Genomic DNA, 14,933 nt, shown 5'->3' with positions numbered 1-14,933 from the left:
CCGCGCCTATTCGCCGAAGGCGTAGCGCAGCTCGACGCCATAGGTGCGCGGCTCGCCGTAGATCTTCACCGAGTTCCCCAGCGAATGGAGCTGGGTGATCGTGGTCAGGCCGTAGTTGCGGTCCGTCAGGTTGTTGACGAACAGGGCCGCGCTCAGGTTCCCGCCGCCGATCCGCTTCCAGTCGGCGCGCACGTTGATGCGCTCGAACGCCTTCTGCGAGATCGCATCGCGGGTGACCTCGCCGTACTGCTGCACGGTCCGCTCGGCGGTGTCGCTGAAGTAGCGGCGCGACTGCATGTAGACGGTGGCCTGGAGGCTGGCCTCGCCCAGCTGCTCGTCGAGGGGCAGGACGTATTTCGCCGTCGCGCTGCCTTGGTGCTTCGAGACATTGGCGAACGGATTGCCCGACAGGTCCAGCAGACAGAGGGCCGCCGTCGACTGCGGCAGGCAACGCGCGTCGCCCGGCCGGATCAGGCCGAACGGGTCGGCGGCGGTATAGTCGGTGAAGCGCGCGTCGGCGTAGGCGTAGTTGGCCGACAGGCTCCAGGGACCCGACACGAGCTGGCCCTGCAGCTCCAGCCCATCGATCTTCGCGGCCGCGGCGTTGACGATGTAGCTGACCGCGATGCCGTTCACGGAGGCCGAGAAGGTGCGCTGGATGTCACCGTACCTGGTGGAATAGGCCGCGGCGTTCAGGCGGCCGACGGCCGAGCCCAGCCGGAAGTCGAACTTGGCGCCCAGTTCGTAGTCGCGCACCGACTCCGGCGCATAGGTCGGCGTGAAGTTCGGCAGGCCGACAGCCAGGCTGCCCAGGTTCACACCGCCCGGCCGATATCCCTTGCGCGTGGCGGCGTAGACGAGGAGATCGGACGTCACCTGCGCGTCGAGCGACAGGGTCGAGTTGTAGCCGTCGCTCTTCGTGAAGCTGCGCGTCTGGGCGCCCGGGACGATGCGGCCGGTCGGGATGTCGGTGAGCGCCGTGCGGGACAGCACCAGGGCCTTGTCCCACGACTTGCGGACACCGCCGGTGACGTGGAGCGCGGTGAGGAAAGGGGCCACGCCGCTGACGTTGAGCGTGCCCTGGGCGTTCACCGCCCGCTGGGTCGTCAGGCCGCCGTCCGGGAACGGGAACGAGGGGTTGTAGCCCAGCGTCGCCAGCGTCACGCCCGAGTTGACCCGGTTCATGTTGCGCACGCCTTCGGAGTTCTGAACCCCCGGCGCGCGCTGATAGAACCCGCCCAGGCTCCAGACCAGCAGGCCGTCGCCCACCTCGCCCCGGAGCTGGGTCTCGTTGGTGTAGACCTTCTGGTAGGGGCCGACGCCGAAGACGACCCGGTTGCCGACCTGCTGGCCCGAGACCGTGAACGCGTAGGCGGCCGAGGGCGAGACCGAGAGTGTGTTCTGGATCAGGCCGCCCAGGCCGTCTGTGTTCCAGAGCGTGGCGCCCTTCGCGGCCTGGAAGCCGAAGATGTTGCGCAGGGTGACGGTGGTCAGCCACACCTTCCCGAAGTCGATCTCGGACTGGTTCACGAAGGTCAGCTTGCGGAGCGTCTCACGCAGGTCGAGCGAGGGGTCATGCGGTGTCGAGCGCACGGCGTCGCCGCCCTGGCTGGTGCGCGCGAACTCGGCCTCCAGCGCCGGGCGGAAGGTCGCCGCGATCCGCAGGCGCTGGTCGATGCAGGCGTTGACGTTGGGCGACAGGCCGGCCGCCACGGCCTGGCCGCAGACGGCGCCGAAGGTCGCGGTCCCTACGGTCAGCCCATTGGGCGCATCGATGCTGGCCGGCAGGTTGAAGATGGCGAGGCTGGTGTTGATCGCCGAGAGGATCGGCGCGCCCGGGGCCTGGTCGACGTCGTAGTAGTCGAACACCGAATAGGTGCGGAACCAGCCCTTGCGCCACTCCGCGCTGATCCGCGCATTCTCCGTATTGGTCTCGTTGAGGCGGTCGGAACTGCCGAGCGTCTTGGTGTAGCCGTCCAGATGGTTGCGGTGGGCGGCGATCCGGACCGCGAGCTCGTCCTTGATGATCGGGACGTTCAGCACCCCGGTGATGCGGCTGAGGCCCAGGCCGCCCTGGGCGACGTCCAGCGAGCCCGCGAGGCTGTCGAGGTCCGGACGCGCCGGGGTGACGAGCACGGCGCCGGCGGTGTTGGCGCGGCCGAACAGCGTGCCCTGGGGCCCGTTCAGCACCTGGATGTTGGCGATGTCGTAGAACGGCGCGGCGCTCTCGGTCGGGCCGCCGGGGATCTCCGCGAAATAGACCTGGGTGCCGCCGGCCAGGCCGCGGATCGAAAAGGCGCCCGAGAGGCGCCCCAGCGCCGTGGTCATCTGCACCGAGGGCGCAGCGAACATCACGTCGGTGACGCTGACGATGCCGCGCTCCTTCACGGCCTCGCCGCCGATGGCGGTGACGGCCACCGGCACCTTCTGGATGTTCTCCTCGACGCGGCGGGCGGTGACGACCACCTCCTCGACGGCGGCCGGGGCGTCGGCCGCCAGGGCCGGCGTCACGGCGCCTGCGAACGCGACGCTGGTCATCAGGAACGCGAGGCGCGACTGCGCCGGGGCGGATTGTTTCCGCATGGTTTCCCCCTTTTTGTCGTCTGTTCTTCTGCTCCGCGCCATTGCGCGGAGGTCGTCAGGCCGTGTCGGCCAACACGGCGTGCAGGTTGCGATGGAAGTGGGTGATGGCCCCCTCGAAGCGGCCGAACACGAAGGCGTCGTTGCCCTGGCTCGCAAGGCCCCGCTGGATGGACTCCACGATCATCCGGTCCTCCTTCTCGCCCTCCAGGCCGAAGGCGACGCCCTTGTCGATCGCGTCGCGGTGCGCCGCGAGGTCCTCGGCGCGGGCCAGGGTGTAGCGGTGGTAGTGGGTGAGCCCCGGATGCACGGGTTCCAGCACCACCATCAGGATCCGCTTCGGCAGGGTGGCGATCATCACGTTCGGGAACAGGTGGTAGAGGTAGGTGAGCTTGCTCTCGGTGTTCCACGTGTCCTGCGGCGCGCCGCGCAGGCGCTCGATCGTGCGGTACGGGAAGGTCACCCGGCTGTTGCGGTCGAAGGTCTCGATGACGGCGAGGTTGTCGTACTGGGCCGGGTAGAAGGTGTCCCGGTGGGTCGCGTAGATGTGGTAGCCCTCGAGGAAGCCCTCGGCGCAGATCTTCCAGTTCGCCCGGGTCTCGCGCAGCACGTCCGACACCAGCTCGTAGGTCGGCCCGAACAGCGTCGGCAGGGTCGCCACATAGGCCGCGTCGTCGCCTTCGGCCGGCTCCTGGGTGATGTAGACCAGCCCGCCGTGTTCATGGGCCCTGACCGGCGCCAGGCCGTGCGCGCCCTTGTCCAGGCCGGGGAAGCCGTGTTCGCCAGGGACGCCGCGCAGCGCGCCGTCCAGGCCGTAGGTCCAGCCGTGATAGGGGCAGACGAACGACTTCTGCTGGCCCGCCCCGCAGGCCACCTGCGCGCCCCGGTGCCGGCAGGCGTTGCGGAACGCGCGCACGACGCCGTCCGACCCGCGGACGGCCACCAGCGGCACGCCCGCGGCGCTGCGCGCCAGGTACGAGCCCGGCCCCCGCAGCATGGCCGAGGGGCAGAAGGGCGTCGGCGTGCGTCGCATCAGCGCTAGTTCGGCCTGGAAACGCTCGGGCGAGAGGTAGTTGGCCACCGGCTCGCGCCAGGTGTCGGCGCTGAGGTCGGTGGTGCCGTGGTCGATGTGGTCGAAGACCCGGGCGACGACCTCGGTCTCGGCGAGCAGCGTCGTCATTTGCGGCGAAGGTCCCTGCGCTCGGGGGGGCGAAACGATGGGTCCGAGAACGCGTCACAAGGCCTCGATCCACAAGCGAAACAGGGGCCCGAATAGCTGAACCAGGTTCATCGATGCGGTGGGATCCGACGCACCGCGCGGCTTGACCTGAACGTCCGGCGGGGCTCCGCTTGCGACGCGATGCCCAACAGCCCGACCTCCACCTCGCCTCGCCTGCAGCGCGCCGTGGAAGCGCCGCGCGCACCGACGCACCTCACCTCGGCCCTGCTCTTGTCGCTGCAGGCGTTCGACTGGGCCGTGCGGCTGGGCAGCTTCCGCGCCGCCGCCACGGCGCTGCACCTGACGCCGTCGGCGGTGAGCCACCGGATCCGCAACCTGGAGCGCGTGATCGGCGACCGGCTGTTCACCCGCGCGAACCGGATGGTGCGCCCCACCCGCGCCGGCGTCGCCCTGGCGGCGATCACGGCCGGGGCCTTCACCGAACTCGCGCGGGCGACCGCGCACAAGGACCTGGCGCCCTCGCACACCCGGCTGAAACTGGCGGTCGTGCCCGCCTTCGCCTCGGCCTGGCTGCTGCCCCGACTCGGCGGCTTCGTGGCCGCCAACCCCTCGGTGGAGATCTCCATCGAGAACGTCAGCCGCGGCGTCGACTTCGAGACCGAACTGTTCGACGCCGCCATCTGCCCCGGCGACGGCGACTGGCCGGGGCTGAGCGCCACCCATCTCATGGACATCTTCACCACCCCGGTCTGCACGGCGGAGATCGCGCGGAAGCTGAAGCTGGCCACGCCGCAGGACCTGGAGCGCGCGACGCTCATCCAGGTGACGACCTATCCCCTGGCGTGGCCGTTGTGGTTCAGCGAGGCCGGCGCCGGCGAGGTCAGGCCGAAGCAGACGATCTGGGTCGACAGCTACACCACCGCGCTGCAGGCGGCCGAGCAGGGGATCGGCGTGGCGATGGGCCTCGAGCCCCTGGTCTCCGGACGGGGGGACGGCCAGCCGCTGCACCAGCCGATCCCGGTCCGTCATCCGAACGGCAGCTACTGGCTGGTCCACCGGCCGAACGACCAGGGCCGCGTGAGCCTGCGCGCGTTCCGCCGCTGGATCGTGGGCGAACTCGCCCGGCCGTAGCGTCCCAGGGTGAGCGTAGCTCACCGATCGTCCGGCCCGTTTCGCTTGTGGCGTCCCCGCGCCCGCCGCAGAGCAGCCCCACGGCGACGCGGGGAAGCGGCATGAAGGTGGCGGGCAAGGTCGTGGTGGTCACCGGCGGGGCCGAGGGCATCGGCGCTGCGCTGTGCCATCGCTTCCGCCGGGAGGGCGCGGCCTTCATCGCCGTGGCCGACCGCAACGCCGAGGGCGCCGGCCGCGTCGCCGGGGCCGTGGGCGGGGTCGCCTATCCCGTGGACGTCGCCGACCGCGCCGCCGTCGAGGCGCTGGTCGCCGACGTGGAGGCCCGCAACGGCCGCATCGACCTCTTCTGCTCGAACGCCGGCGTGGGCGACGCCGACCCCGATCCGGCCTGGGCCGCCTCGGCGACCGACGCGGCCTGGGACAGGCTCTGGCGCATCAACGTGATGGCCCACGTCCACGCGGCGCGCGCCGTGCTGCCCGGCATGGTCGCCCGGGGCGAGGGCTACCTGCTGCAGACGATCTCGGCGGCCGGCCTGCTCTCCCAGGTGGGCGGGACCGTCTATTCCACCACCAAGCACGCCGCGGTGGGACTGGCCGAGGCGATCGCCATCACCCACGGCGACCAGGGCGTGCGGGTTTCGATCCTGTGCCCGCAGGGCGTGGACACGGCGATGCTGCGCAACAGCCGCCAGGGCGCGAACCGGCCGGACGGCGTCCTGAGCCCCGAGGCGGTCGCGGACAGCGTGATCGCGGGCCTGGAGGCCGAGCGGTTCCTGATCCTCCCGCACCCGCAGGTCGCCGGCTACATGCAGCGCAAGGCCGCCGACTACGACCGCTGGCTCGCGGGCATGCGCCGGCTGCGCGCGCGGACGCTGCCGCTCAATCCCTGATCCCTGGCCCTGATCCCTGGCCCTGATCCCTGGCCGACGGCCGGATCGGTGAACCCACATCACCTATCCGATCATGCGTTTCGCTTGTGACGGGCCGGCCCCGTGGCGACGCTGGAGCCGCATCCGACCGCGGGTGCGAAACGCCAACGGCTCCGTCTGCAGAGAGCCGGGTCTTAAGCAACAGGGGGGATTCAGATGGCCAGAACCTGGCTTGTCTCGGCGTCGGTCGCGGCGCTCGCGGCCATGTGCCCGCAGGGCGTGGCGGCCGCGGAAGGCGACTCCGTTCTCGAAGAGCTGATCGTCACCGCACAGAAGCGCCAGGAGTCGGTCCAGGACGTGCCGATCGCCGTCTCGGCCTTCTCGCAGCAGGCGCTGAAGGCCCAGGGGATCGACGGGGCGGGCAACCTCGTCCAGTCGGTGCCGAACCTCACCTTCACCCGCCGGTCCCTGCGCACCAACTTCCAGATCCGCGGCATTGGCGCCCAGCTCGTGGCCACTGGCGGCGACGACGGCGTGGGCATCCACCACAACAACGTGCCGCTGACCACCAACCGGGCCGCCGACGCCGAGTTCTACGACGTGGAGCGCGTCGAGGTGCTGCGCGGGCCGCAGGGCACGCTCTACGGCCGCAACGCCACCGGCGGCGTCGTGAACGTGATCACCAACAAGCCGGTGCAGGGCGACTTCCAGGCCGGGATCACCGCCGAGTTCGGCAACTACCACAGCATGAAGCACCAGGGTTTCCTGAACCTGCCCTTCGGGGACAAGGTCGCCCTGCGCATCGCCGCGTTCGGCCTGGACCGCGACGGCTACACGACGAACACCCTGAACGGCCAGGACATCGACAGCCGCCAGATCTGGGCCGGCCGCGTGACGCTGGCCTTCGAGCCCGGCGCGCGGCTGCGCGGCTTCCTGCTCTGGGACACGTTCGCCGAGGACGACAGCCGCGGCGCGCGCAAGCAGCTCTGCGCCAAGGACCCGGGCCCCGCCACCGTGCGCGGCGTGCCGACGGGCGCGGCGCAGGCGGCGCTCACCTCGGGCTGCCTGCCGGTCTCGGTCTTCGACGACGCGAGCTACGGGTCGACCAACTACCTGGCCACCTTCCCCGGCATCGTCGGACGCCTGGTGGGCATCCAGGCCGTCGACGCGTTCGGCGGCAAGACGGTCTCGCGCAACCTGCGCGAGGTCGAAGTGTTCGGCCGTCCGGTCTACCGGCCGCGGGCCGACATCTATGAGCTCAATCTGGAGTGGGATGCGACCGACGCGCTCAAGGTCACCTCGCTGTCCAGCTACAACGAGAACGAGACCTACAGCCTGGGCGACTTCGGCGCCGTGCGCGCCTCGGTCCCGTTCGCCGCCTCCCCGCTGGCCCCCGGCGGCATCCTGACCGACGGGCAGTTCGGCGCGACCGACCGCGCCCAGAGCCAGTCGGGCGGACGAGGCCACGCCGAGCAGTGGACGCAGGAGCTGCGGCTGCAGTCCGACTTCGACGGGCCGGTCAACTTCAACGTCGGCGGCATCTACCTCGACTACAAGACCGACTCCCTCGCCTACTTCGCGTCGAACATCGCCACCGCGGCGGTGCGGGTCATCCAGCCCGCCGCCTACGTCGACCCGCTGAGCAGTCCCGACTTCACGGGCCACAACTACTTCGTCAACCAGACCCAGTATGAGCTGACCTCGAAGGCGGCTTTCGGCGAGGTCTACTGGAAGGCGGCCGACGACCTGCGCATCACGGTGGGCCTGCGTTACACCGACGACAAGAAGCGCACGCGAGGCTCGGGCGCCACGCTGTTCGCGGCCGGCCGCGGGCCGGTCTACGGCCCCTACCAGGACGTCCGCTTCAAGGAATTGACGGGCCGCTTCAACGTCGACTGGTCGCCCGACCTGCCGTTCACCGACGACACCCTGGTCTACGCGTCCTACGCCAAGGGCTACAAGGGCGGCGGCTTCAACCCGCCGGGCGTGGTCGCGCTGGGCCTGGCCGCCTCGTACGATCCCGAGTTCGTCAACGCGATCGAGGTGGGAGCCAAGAACACGCTGCTGGACGGCCGACTGCTGCTCAACCTCACGGCCTTCCACTACGACTACAAGGGCTACCAGATCGGCCGCAGCGTGAACCGCTCGATCTTCAACGAGAACATCGACGCATCCATCAAGGGCCTGGAGTTCGAGAGCGTGTGGGCGCCGGTGGACGGCCTGCGCCTCAACGCCAACATCGGCTACCTGGACACCCGCATCAAGGACGGCCGCGGCGTCGACACCTTCAACCGGACCCAGGGCGACGCGACCTACATCTACGCCAATTCCTCGGCCGGCGGCTGCATCCTGAACGCCCAGGGCGTCGCCGCGGTGCTGCAGCAGGCGGCGGGACCGGCGGCGCTGGGCGCCGCGGCCTGCAGCGGTCCGGCGGCGCTCACCACCCTGCTCACCTCGGCGGGGATCGCGCCGGCCACGGCGGCCGCGCTGTCGGCAGGGGTCCACGGCTACGGCGCCGACGTCGCGCTCTATTCCAATGGCTCCGGCGAGGGCGTGATCCAGGACCTCAGGGGCGCCGACCTGCCCAACGCGCCCAGGTGGACCGTGGCCCTGGGCGCCCAATACCGCTGGGACTTCGCCAACGGCTGGAGCGCCACGCTGCGCGGCGACTACTACCGCCAGTCCTCGACGATGATGCGCTACAACAACGCCGCCTTCGACAGGATCCGCGCCTGGGACAACCTCAACGCCAGCCTGATCGTGGATGTCCCCGAGCATGACCTGTCGGTCCAGGCGTTCGTGAAGAACATCCGCAATCGCGACACCATCGTGGGCTTCGACATCGCCGACGAGAACGTGGGCTCGACGCGCGAAGTGATCCTGCTGGACCCGCGCCTCTACGGCGTCTCGGTCACCAAGCGCTTCTGAGCCGGGAGCCCCGGGGATCGTCCCCCGGGGCTCCCGTCCGTCAGGCGGTATGGCCGCCGTCGATGACGATGGACTGGCCGGTCATCCACCCGCCGGCGCGCGAGGCCAGGAAGACGGCGGCGCCGGCGATGTCGTCGGGCTCGCCCAGTCGCCGCAGGGGCGTGTCGCGGCTGGAGCGCTGCTCGGCCTCGGGCGTGTCCCAGAGCGCCTTTGCGAAATCGGTCTTCACCAGCCCGGGCGCGATGCAGTTGACCCGGATGTTGTGGGGCGAGAGTTCGTGCGCGAGGTTGCGCACGAGCTGCATGTCGGCCGCCTTCGAGATCGCATAGGCGCCCAGCACGGGCGTGCCGCGCAGCCCCGCCGTGGACGAGACGATGACGATGGCGCCGCCGCCCCGCGCCTTCATCTCGGGCGCCGCCATGTGGATCAGCCAGTGGTTGGCGACGACGTTGTTGTCCAGGACCTTGCGGAAGGTCGCGTCGTCGAGGTCCGCCATCGGCCCGTAGACGGGGTTCGAGGCGGCGTTGCAGACCAGGATGTCGGCCGGCCCGAACCTCTCCCGCGTCGTATCCACCAGCCGCTGGAGGTCGGCCTTGGACGAGATGCTGGCGGGGACTGCGATAGCCTGGCCCGGCCAGGCGGCGTCGATGGCGCGCGCCGTCGCCTCGCAGGCCTCGGCCTTGCGCGAGGAGATCACCACCCGGGCGCCGTGCTCGGCCATCCGCTCGGCGATGGCCCGGCCGATCCCGCGGGAGGACCCGGTGATGATCGCCGTGCGGCCGGTGAGATCGAACAATGTCATGGGCGCCCCTGTGCCTGCGTCTTGCCTGGCCCCGAAATCGGGGCGCGGCGGCGGCCAGGTCAAGCGCGGCCTGGGCCACCTGCGCGCGATCGGTTCACCGTTCCAGCGGCTGGAGAACCGGCGTGGACGGGGCGCACGACCCGTGCCTCGCCGCGCCGTCGATCACGGTCGCCAGACCTCGATATTCCATTGTTTTACATAATCTATATGGACAGCGAGTGACGTCCGTGCCCACGGCGACGACGCCTCCTGCGTGTAGGACACACGCGCCGGGAAGCCCGCTTTCCGCCGCCGGGCGCATGAGTCCCTTTCATCGATCCCCCTGCGCGTTTCTCTTGTGGGGACAGGGGTCGGCTCTCCACAACCCAGGATCAGGATTGGAGCGTCGATCGATGGTCAAGGTCACCTACGTAGAGCATGGCGGAGCCCGCCACGAGCTGGATGGGCGCGCCGGCTCCACGGTCATGGAGACGGCGGTGCGCAACAACGTGCCGGGGATCGATGCGGACTGCGGCGGCGCCTGCGCCTGCGCCACCTGCCACGTCTATGTGGACGGCGCCTGGCTGGCCCGGACCGGCGCGCGGACGGCGATGGAGGACTCGATGCTGGAGTTCGCCGACGGCGTCGAAGGCAACAGCCGGCTCGCCTGCCAGATCCGCCTCACGCCGGACCTGGACGGCCTCGTCGTGCGCCTCCCCGAAAGCCAGCACTGAACCCTGTTCCTCCCTGCGGCGGCTCCCCGGCGCCCCCGCGAGTCCTGCCCCGGCGCGCGTCTCGCGCCGGGGTTCCTTTTTTCAGTCGCCGGATTCAATCGGCGGACTTGGGCGGCCCCGGCGCCTGGCCGAAGCGCTCGCCCCGCAGGCCCTTCAGCGCCAGCTCGACCGTCGAGGCGCGGCGCTGGTCGCCGGCCCGCCACGAGGCGCCGGGCAGGTTCAGCATGGCCTGGATGTCGCCGATGGAGTCCTCCAGGGCGTTGGAGAACCCCTGCGCGTCCTGCGCCTTGTTGATCTGGACCTTGCTGAAGCGCAACACCTCGGGGCTGTTCTCGGCCACCCGGCGCGCCCATGCATAGGTCTCCCGCTCCAGGTCGGCCTTGGGCAGGACGCGATTCACCAGCCCGTACGCCTGGGCCTCCGCCGCCGGGATGAAGCGGCTCTCGAAGCACAGTTCCTTGGCCCGCCGCACGCCCACGTCCCACGGCAGCGACATGTATTCCACGAAGCCGCCCAGGAACTGCGCATCGTCGGCGGCGAAGACCACGTCCATGGCGGCCGCCAGCATCCATCCGGCGTAGATGCAGTAGCCCTCGACCATCGCCACGGTGGGCTTGGGGAAGTTCCGCCACTTCAGCAGGACGTCGAAGGTATAGCGCCGGAACTGGTCGTAGGCCTCGATCCCGGACTTCTCGCCCAGCGCTTCGCGATAGGCCCGGCTCTCGGGCGTCCCGAGGTCGTGCCCCGTCGAGAACACGCCGCCGGCGCCCCGGACGATGACGACGCGCACAGCGGCGTCGGCCCTGGCCAGGTCGAAGGCGAGGTCGATTTCGTCCTTGGTGCGGAAGCTCTGCGCGTTGCGGTAGTTCGGCCGGTTGAGGGTGATGATCGCCAGCGGCCCGTCCACGGCGTAGATGATGTCCTGGAAGTCGGTCACGGAACCTCGCTCGACGTCGGGCCTGCCGCCGCCGCGCCGAGTGTCGGGCCCGGCCGGGCGCCCCATCAAGCAAAACAGGCGGCGCCCAAGGGTGAAGCCGGCTCACCTATCGGCCGCCCGGCTTCGCTTGCGCCCGGGACGGCTTCTGACACCCTGGCCGCGAGACGCGGCGTGGAGGCGTCCCCGCATGACGAGCCTGATGACCGAGCCGGAGATCGTCGAGCGGGTCTTCGCGCACATCGACGGCCAGGCCACCGACCTGAGCGAAGGCCCCTGGCGCGAGCCGGTGGCGAACTATCTCTCGCAGGCGCGCTTCGAGGCCGAGGTGCAGGTGATGCGCCGCACGCCGACGCCGTTCTGCCCCTCGGCGGCGATCCCGACTCCCGGCGCCTACCTGGCCCGGACCGCCGCGCAGACGCCGATCCTCGTCGTGCGCGGGGCGGACGGCGTGGCGCGGGCCTACCGCAACGCCTGCCGGCATCGCGGGGCCGAGGTGGCCTGCGGCATGGGGCGGCAGAAGTCGTTCGCCTGCCCCTATCACGGCTGGACCTACGGCCTGGACGGCGCCCTGCGCGGCCTGCCCGGCGAGCACGGCTTTCCCGGGCTCGACAAGGCCGCCCATGGCCTCAGGCCGCTGCGGACACAGGAGCGCGCCGGGCTGGTCTTCGTCACCCAAGAGCCCGGACCTTCGACGGATGCGGGCCTGGACGAGCCGCCGGCCATGTTCCCGGAGGGCATGGCCTTCCTGTCGGCGACCGAGCGGGACGTCGCGGCGAACTGGAAGATCTCGGCCGAGGGGTTCCTCGAGGGCTATCACATCCGCCAGACCCACCGGCAGAGCTTCTACCCCCTGCAATACGACAACCTGAATGTCGTGGAGGCCTTCGGCCGCAACAGCCGGGTCACCTTTCCCTACCAGAACATCGAGAAGCAGCGGGACTTTCCGCCAGCGACGCGGCGCGCGGCCGGCCGCTCGACCTTCGTCTACCACCTCTTCCCGAACGTGATGATCGCCACCCTGCCGAAGCGGGTCCTGATGGTGGTGCTGGAACCGGTGTCGCCCGGCGTGACGCGCGACGTCCGCTACATGCTGGCCGAGCCTGAGGCGCTGGCGACGTCCCGCGCGCGCATCGACCAGGCCATCGCCCTGGACCACGAGGGCGCCCGCGAGGACCGCGAGATCGTGGAGTCGATCCAGCGCGGGCTGGCCAGCGGCGCCAACGACGCTTTCGAGTTCGGCCTGTTCGAGGGCGCGATCGCCCACTTCCACCGCAATCTCCACGCTGCAATCGGGGCCGCCGCGTGAGCGGAGACGGCGCACCGCTCGCCGGCATCCGGGTCCTCGAGCTCGCCCGCGATATCCCGGCCGCCTATTGCGCCAAGCAGTTCGCGGCCTGGGGCGCCGACGTGGCCGTCGCGGAGCTCGGCGGGCCATCGCCGCTCCGCGCGCATGCGCCGTTCGCGAAGGCCGTGGACGGGTCGCCAACCTCCCTCCTCTGGGAGTGGATCGCCGCCAGCAAGCGCGCCGTGCGCGTCGACGGCGACGATGGGCTCCGCGAACTGCTGGCCGCCGCCGACATCCTCGTCACCGACGCCGACGCGACGGTCCTCGAACGCCTCGGCGTCTCGCCGGCGGCGCCGACCGATGCGTTCCCGTCACTCTGCGTGATCTCGGTGACGCCGTTCGGGCTCTCCGGGCCGTACAGCCGCTTCCGCGGCGCCGGGATCGTGGTGGAGGCGCTCTCCGGCTATCTCGCGCTGAACGGCCTGGCCGAGCGCGAGCCGCTGCGGTCTCCCGGCCACCTGACCGCCTACGCCGTGGGCGTGAACGCCTTCACCGCGGCCCTCGCCGCCTGGCTGAAGCGCGAACGGACAGGCCATGCCGAGCGCGTGGAGATCTCCGCGATGGAGACCGTGGCCAGCATGGTCCCCTACCTGCAGGTCCAGTATTCGGGCCGCGAAAAGGTCCGGGAAGGCGGCACGGAGAGCGGCGTGCGCCTGCTGCCCTGTTCCGACGGCTGGCTGTCCGTCGCCGTCAACGCACCCGCGACGAAGGACGTCCTGGCCGGGATCCTGGAGATCCCGCCGGAGGCGTTTCCCCCCGACCTGTACGAAGGGGCGCCGGCCGAGGTCGTCCGCAAGACCACCGGCTTCTTCGGCGCCCACACCCGCCGCTGGCGCGCCGAGGACCTGTTCCTGGCCCTGACCGTCGGCGGCGTCACCTGCGGCAAGGCGATGACACCCGCGGAACTGCTCGACCTGGACCCGCTCGGCGAGCGTGGCTTCTTCCACGACAGCGACAACCCGCGGCTGGGCCGGCTGCGCTTCCCCGGCCCGCCGGCCTTGCTCCAGGCGACCGGGCCCGCGCCCATCGTCCCCGCGCCGGCGGCGGAACCCGAGGCCCTGGACTGGGCCCGCCGCGAGCCGCCCAGGCGCGCCGGCGATCGGGGCGAGGCGCCGCTGGCCGGCGTCCGGGTCCTCGACCTCACCCAGGCCTGGATCGGACCCTTCGCGACCCTGCTGCTCGCGGACCTCGGCGCCGAGGTGATCAAGATCGAATCCCATCGCCGCCCGGACATCTGGCGCACGGTTCCGGCGCAGCCGCCCGCCTTCGACGCGCCGCAGGCCGCGCCGCCCAACCGGTGCTGGGCCTTCAACAGCGTCAATCTGAACAAGCGCGACCTGACGCTCGACCTGCGCTCGCCCGAGGGCAAGGACCTGTTCCTGCGGCTGGTGCGCGACGCCGACGTGGTGGCCGAGAACTTCACGCCGACGGTCATGGACAAGTTCGGCCTGGCCTACCCGGCCCTGCGCGAGGCGCGGGACGACATCGTCATGCTGTCGTCGTCGGGGTTCGGGAAGACGGGGCTCTGGAGCCTCTTCAAGACCAACGGCTCGGCCATCGAGGCGCTGGCCGGCTGGGACAGCCTGCACGCCTACCACGACGGCGACCCGGTGCTGATGGGCTTCTACCAGGCCGACGCCATCGACGGGTTCCAGATGGCCGCCATGATCCTGGTCTGCCTGGTCCATCGGCGGCGCACCGGGCGCGGCGAGGCCATCGACGCCGCGATGCTCGACGCCTCGGTCGGCTACATCGGCGAATGCCTGTTGGAGGCCCAGGTCGGCGACGCGCCGCGCCCCGTCGGCAACCGCAGTCCGCAGATGGCGCCGCACGGCGTGTTCCCCTGCGCGGGCGAGGATCGCTGGATCGCCATCGCCGTCCACGACGATGATGCCTGGCGGGCGCTGGCCGCCGCGTCGGGCCTCCACGACCCGAGGTACGCCACGCTCGAAGGCCGGCGCCGGTTCGAGGACGAGATCGAAGCCGACCTCGCGGCCTGGACCCGCACGTCCCATCCCGAAGACCTCATGCGACGGTTGCAGGCCCTCGGCGTGGCCGCCGGCGTCGTGCGTGGCCCCCGCGAGGGCCTGGACGACCCGCACCTCGTGGCGCGCCACTGGTTCCGCGAACTCTCCCGTCCCGACCTGGGAAGCCAGAAGTACAACGGGGCGACCTGGCGCTTCGCCGGCAGCACGCCGCGCCCGCAGACGCCGCCACCCCGTCTCGGAGAACATGGCGAGGCGCTGCTCCGCGAGTTCCTCGGGATCGACAGGGACGCGTTCGCGCGCCTGATGGAGAAGGACGTCACAGGCGTGGCGCCCTGATCTGCGCGCGGCGCCTCATTCCGGCCGCGCCTCGGCTGGCTGATCTCCGCCCCCCACGAGCTCTTCCGGCGCTTCCCGCTCTTTCCGGATCATGCGGGCCATGTAGGATGGTTGTGACGTCTTC

At 70.8% G+C, this 14,933-nt stretch carries 10 protein-coding genes; 6 read left to right on the top strand and 4 right to left on the bottom strand.

All coding sequences use genetic code 11. From position 1 onward, the window contains the following. Positions 1 to 6: 6 nt before the first annotated feature. Both KF737_RS00865 and KF737_RS00860 read right to left on the bottom strand, forming a co-directional pair. Positions 7 to 2,583, bottom strand: coding sequence for a TonB-dependent receptor (locus KF737_RS00865; protein ID WP_296449271.1), 2,577 nt, complete (start codon positions 2,581 to 2,583; stop codon positions 7 to 9). Between the two features lie 55 nt (positions 2,584 to 2,638). Next, a complete protein-coding gene (locus tag KF737_RS00860) occupies positions 2,639 to 3,760 on the bottom strand; it encodes an aromatic ring-hydroxylating dioxygenase subunit alpha (protein ID WP_296449268.1) in 1,122 nt (373 codons plus the stop codon). A gap of 180 nt (positions 3,761 to 3,940) precedes the next feature. Here KF737_RS00860 and KF737_RS00855 point away from each other — a divergent pair, with 180 nt between their 5' ends. The 3 genes from KF737_RS00855 (at position 3,941) to KF737_RS00845 (ending at position 8,688) form a co-directional block, all read left to right on the top strand. Continuing rightward, a complete protein-coding gene (locus tag KF737_RS00855; RefSeq protein ID WP_296449265.1) occupies positions 3,941 to 4,891 on the top strand; it encodes a LysR substrate-binding domain-containing protein in 951 nt (316 codons plus the stop codon). A gap of 101 nt (positions 4,892 to 4,992) precedes the next feature. Further along, complete coding sequence (locus tag KF737_RS00850) at positions 4,993 to 5,781, top strand: SDR family oxidoreductase (protein WP_296449262.1); 789 nt, start codon at positions 4,993 to 4,995, stop codon at positions 5,779 to 5,781. Positions 5,782 to 5,976: 195 nt separating this feature from the next. Beyond that, positions 5,977 to 8,688, top strand: a complete 2,712-nt coding sequence (locus KF737_RS00845; RefSeq protein ID WP_296449259.1) for a TonB-dependent receptor — start codon at positions 5,977 to 5,979, stop codon at positions 8,686 to 8,688. A gap of 40 nt (positions 8,689 to 8,728) precedes the next feature. On the opposite strand, the gene KF737_RS00840 is transcribed toward KF737_RS00845, so the two are convergent. Beyond that, positions 8,729 to 9,490, bottom strand: coding sequence for an SDR family oxidoreductase (locus KF737_RS00840; RefSeq protein WP_296449257.1), 762 nt, complete (start codon positions 9,488 to 9,490; stop codon positions 8,729 to 8,731). A gap of 392 nt (positions 9,491 to 9,882) precedes the next feature. Between KF737_RS00840 and KF737_RS00835 the strand changes: the two genes are divergently transcribed. Then, positions 9,883 to 10,203: a 2Fe-2S iron-sulfur cluster-binding protein gene (locus KF737_RS00835; RefSeq protein ID WP_296449253.1), complete on the top strand. Its 321-nt coding sequence runs from the start codon at positions 9,883 to 9,885 to the stop codon at positions 10,201 to 10,203. A gap of 94 nt (positions 10,204 to 10,297) precedes the next feature. On the opposite strand, the gene KF737_RS00830 is transcribed toward KF737_RS00835, so the two are convergent. After that, positions 10,298 to 11,140, bottom strand: a complete 843-nt coding sequence (locus KF737_RS00830) for an enoyl-CoA hydratase-related protein (RefSeq protein ID WP_296449251.1) — start codon at positions 11,138 to 11,140, stop codon at positions 10,298 to 10,300. 187 nt (positions 11,141 to 11,327) lie between these two features. On the opposite strand from KF737_RS00830, the gene KF737_RS00825 reads away from it, so the two are divergent. Both KF737_RS00825 and KF737_RS00820 read left to right on the top strand, forming a co-directional pair. Further along, positions 11,328 to 12,446, top strand: a complete 1,119-nt coding sequence (locus KF737_RS00825; RefSeq protein WP_296449247.1) for an aromatic ring-hydroxylating dioxygenase subunit alpha — start codon at positions 11,328 to 11,330, stop codon at positions 12,444 to 12,446. Next, positions 12,443 to 14,809: a CoA transferase gene (locus KF737_RS00820; protein WP_296449244.1), complete on the top strand. Its 2,367-nt coding sequence runs from the start codon at positions 12,443 to 12,445 to the stop codon at positions 14,807 to 14,809. The genes KF737_RS00825 and KF737_RS00820 overlap by 4 nt, the downstream gene beginning before the upstream one ends. Positions 14,810 to 14,933: the final 124 nt, after the last annotated feature.

It is taken from the genome of Phenylobacterium sp., from assembly GCF_019636135.1.
GTDB lineage: Bacteria > Pseudomonadota > Alphaproteobacteria > Caulobacterales > Caulobacteraceae > Phenylobacterium.
The sequence above is the reverse complement of the archived record's forward strand: the minus strand, read 5'-3'. Positions and strand labels throughout refer to the sequence as shown.

Excerpts from the sequence above, each read along its gene's own strand:
- KF737_RS00845 (WP_296449259.1), top strand. The coding sequence starts at position 5,977 with ATGGCCAGAACCTGGCTTGTCTCGGCGTCGGTCGCGGCGCTCGCGGCC.
- KF737_RS00825 (WP_296449247.1), top strand. The coding sequence starts at position 11,328 with ATGACGAGCCTGATGACCGAGCCGGAGATCGTCGAGCGGGTCTTCGCG.
- KF737_RS00855 (WP_296449265.1), top strand. The coding sequence starts at position 3,941 with ATGCCCAACAGCCCGACCTCCACCTCGCCTCGCCTGCAGCGCGCCGTG.
- KF737_RS00840 (WP_296449257.1), bottom strand. The coding sequence starts at position 9,490 with ATGACATTGTTCGATCTCACCGGCCGCACGGCGATCATCACCGGGTCC.
- KF737_RS00865 (WP_296449271.1), bottom strand. The coding sequence starts at position 2,583 with ATGCGGAAACAATCCGCCCCGGCGCAGTCGCGCCTCGCGTTCCTGATG.
- KF737_RS00835 (WP_296449253.1), top strand. The coding sequence starts at position 9,883 with ATGGTCAAGGTCACCTACGTAGAGCATGGCGGAGCCCGCCACGAGCTG.
- KF737_RS00850 (WP_296449262.1), top strand. The coding sequence starts at position 4,993 with ATGAAGGTGGCGGGCAAGGTCGTGGTGGTCACCGGCGGGGCCGAGGGC.
- KF737_RS00860 (WP_296449268.1), bottom strand. The coding sequence starts at position 3,760 with ATGACGACGCTGCTCGCCGAGACCGAGGTCGTCGCCCGGGTCTTCGAC.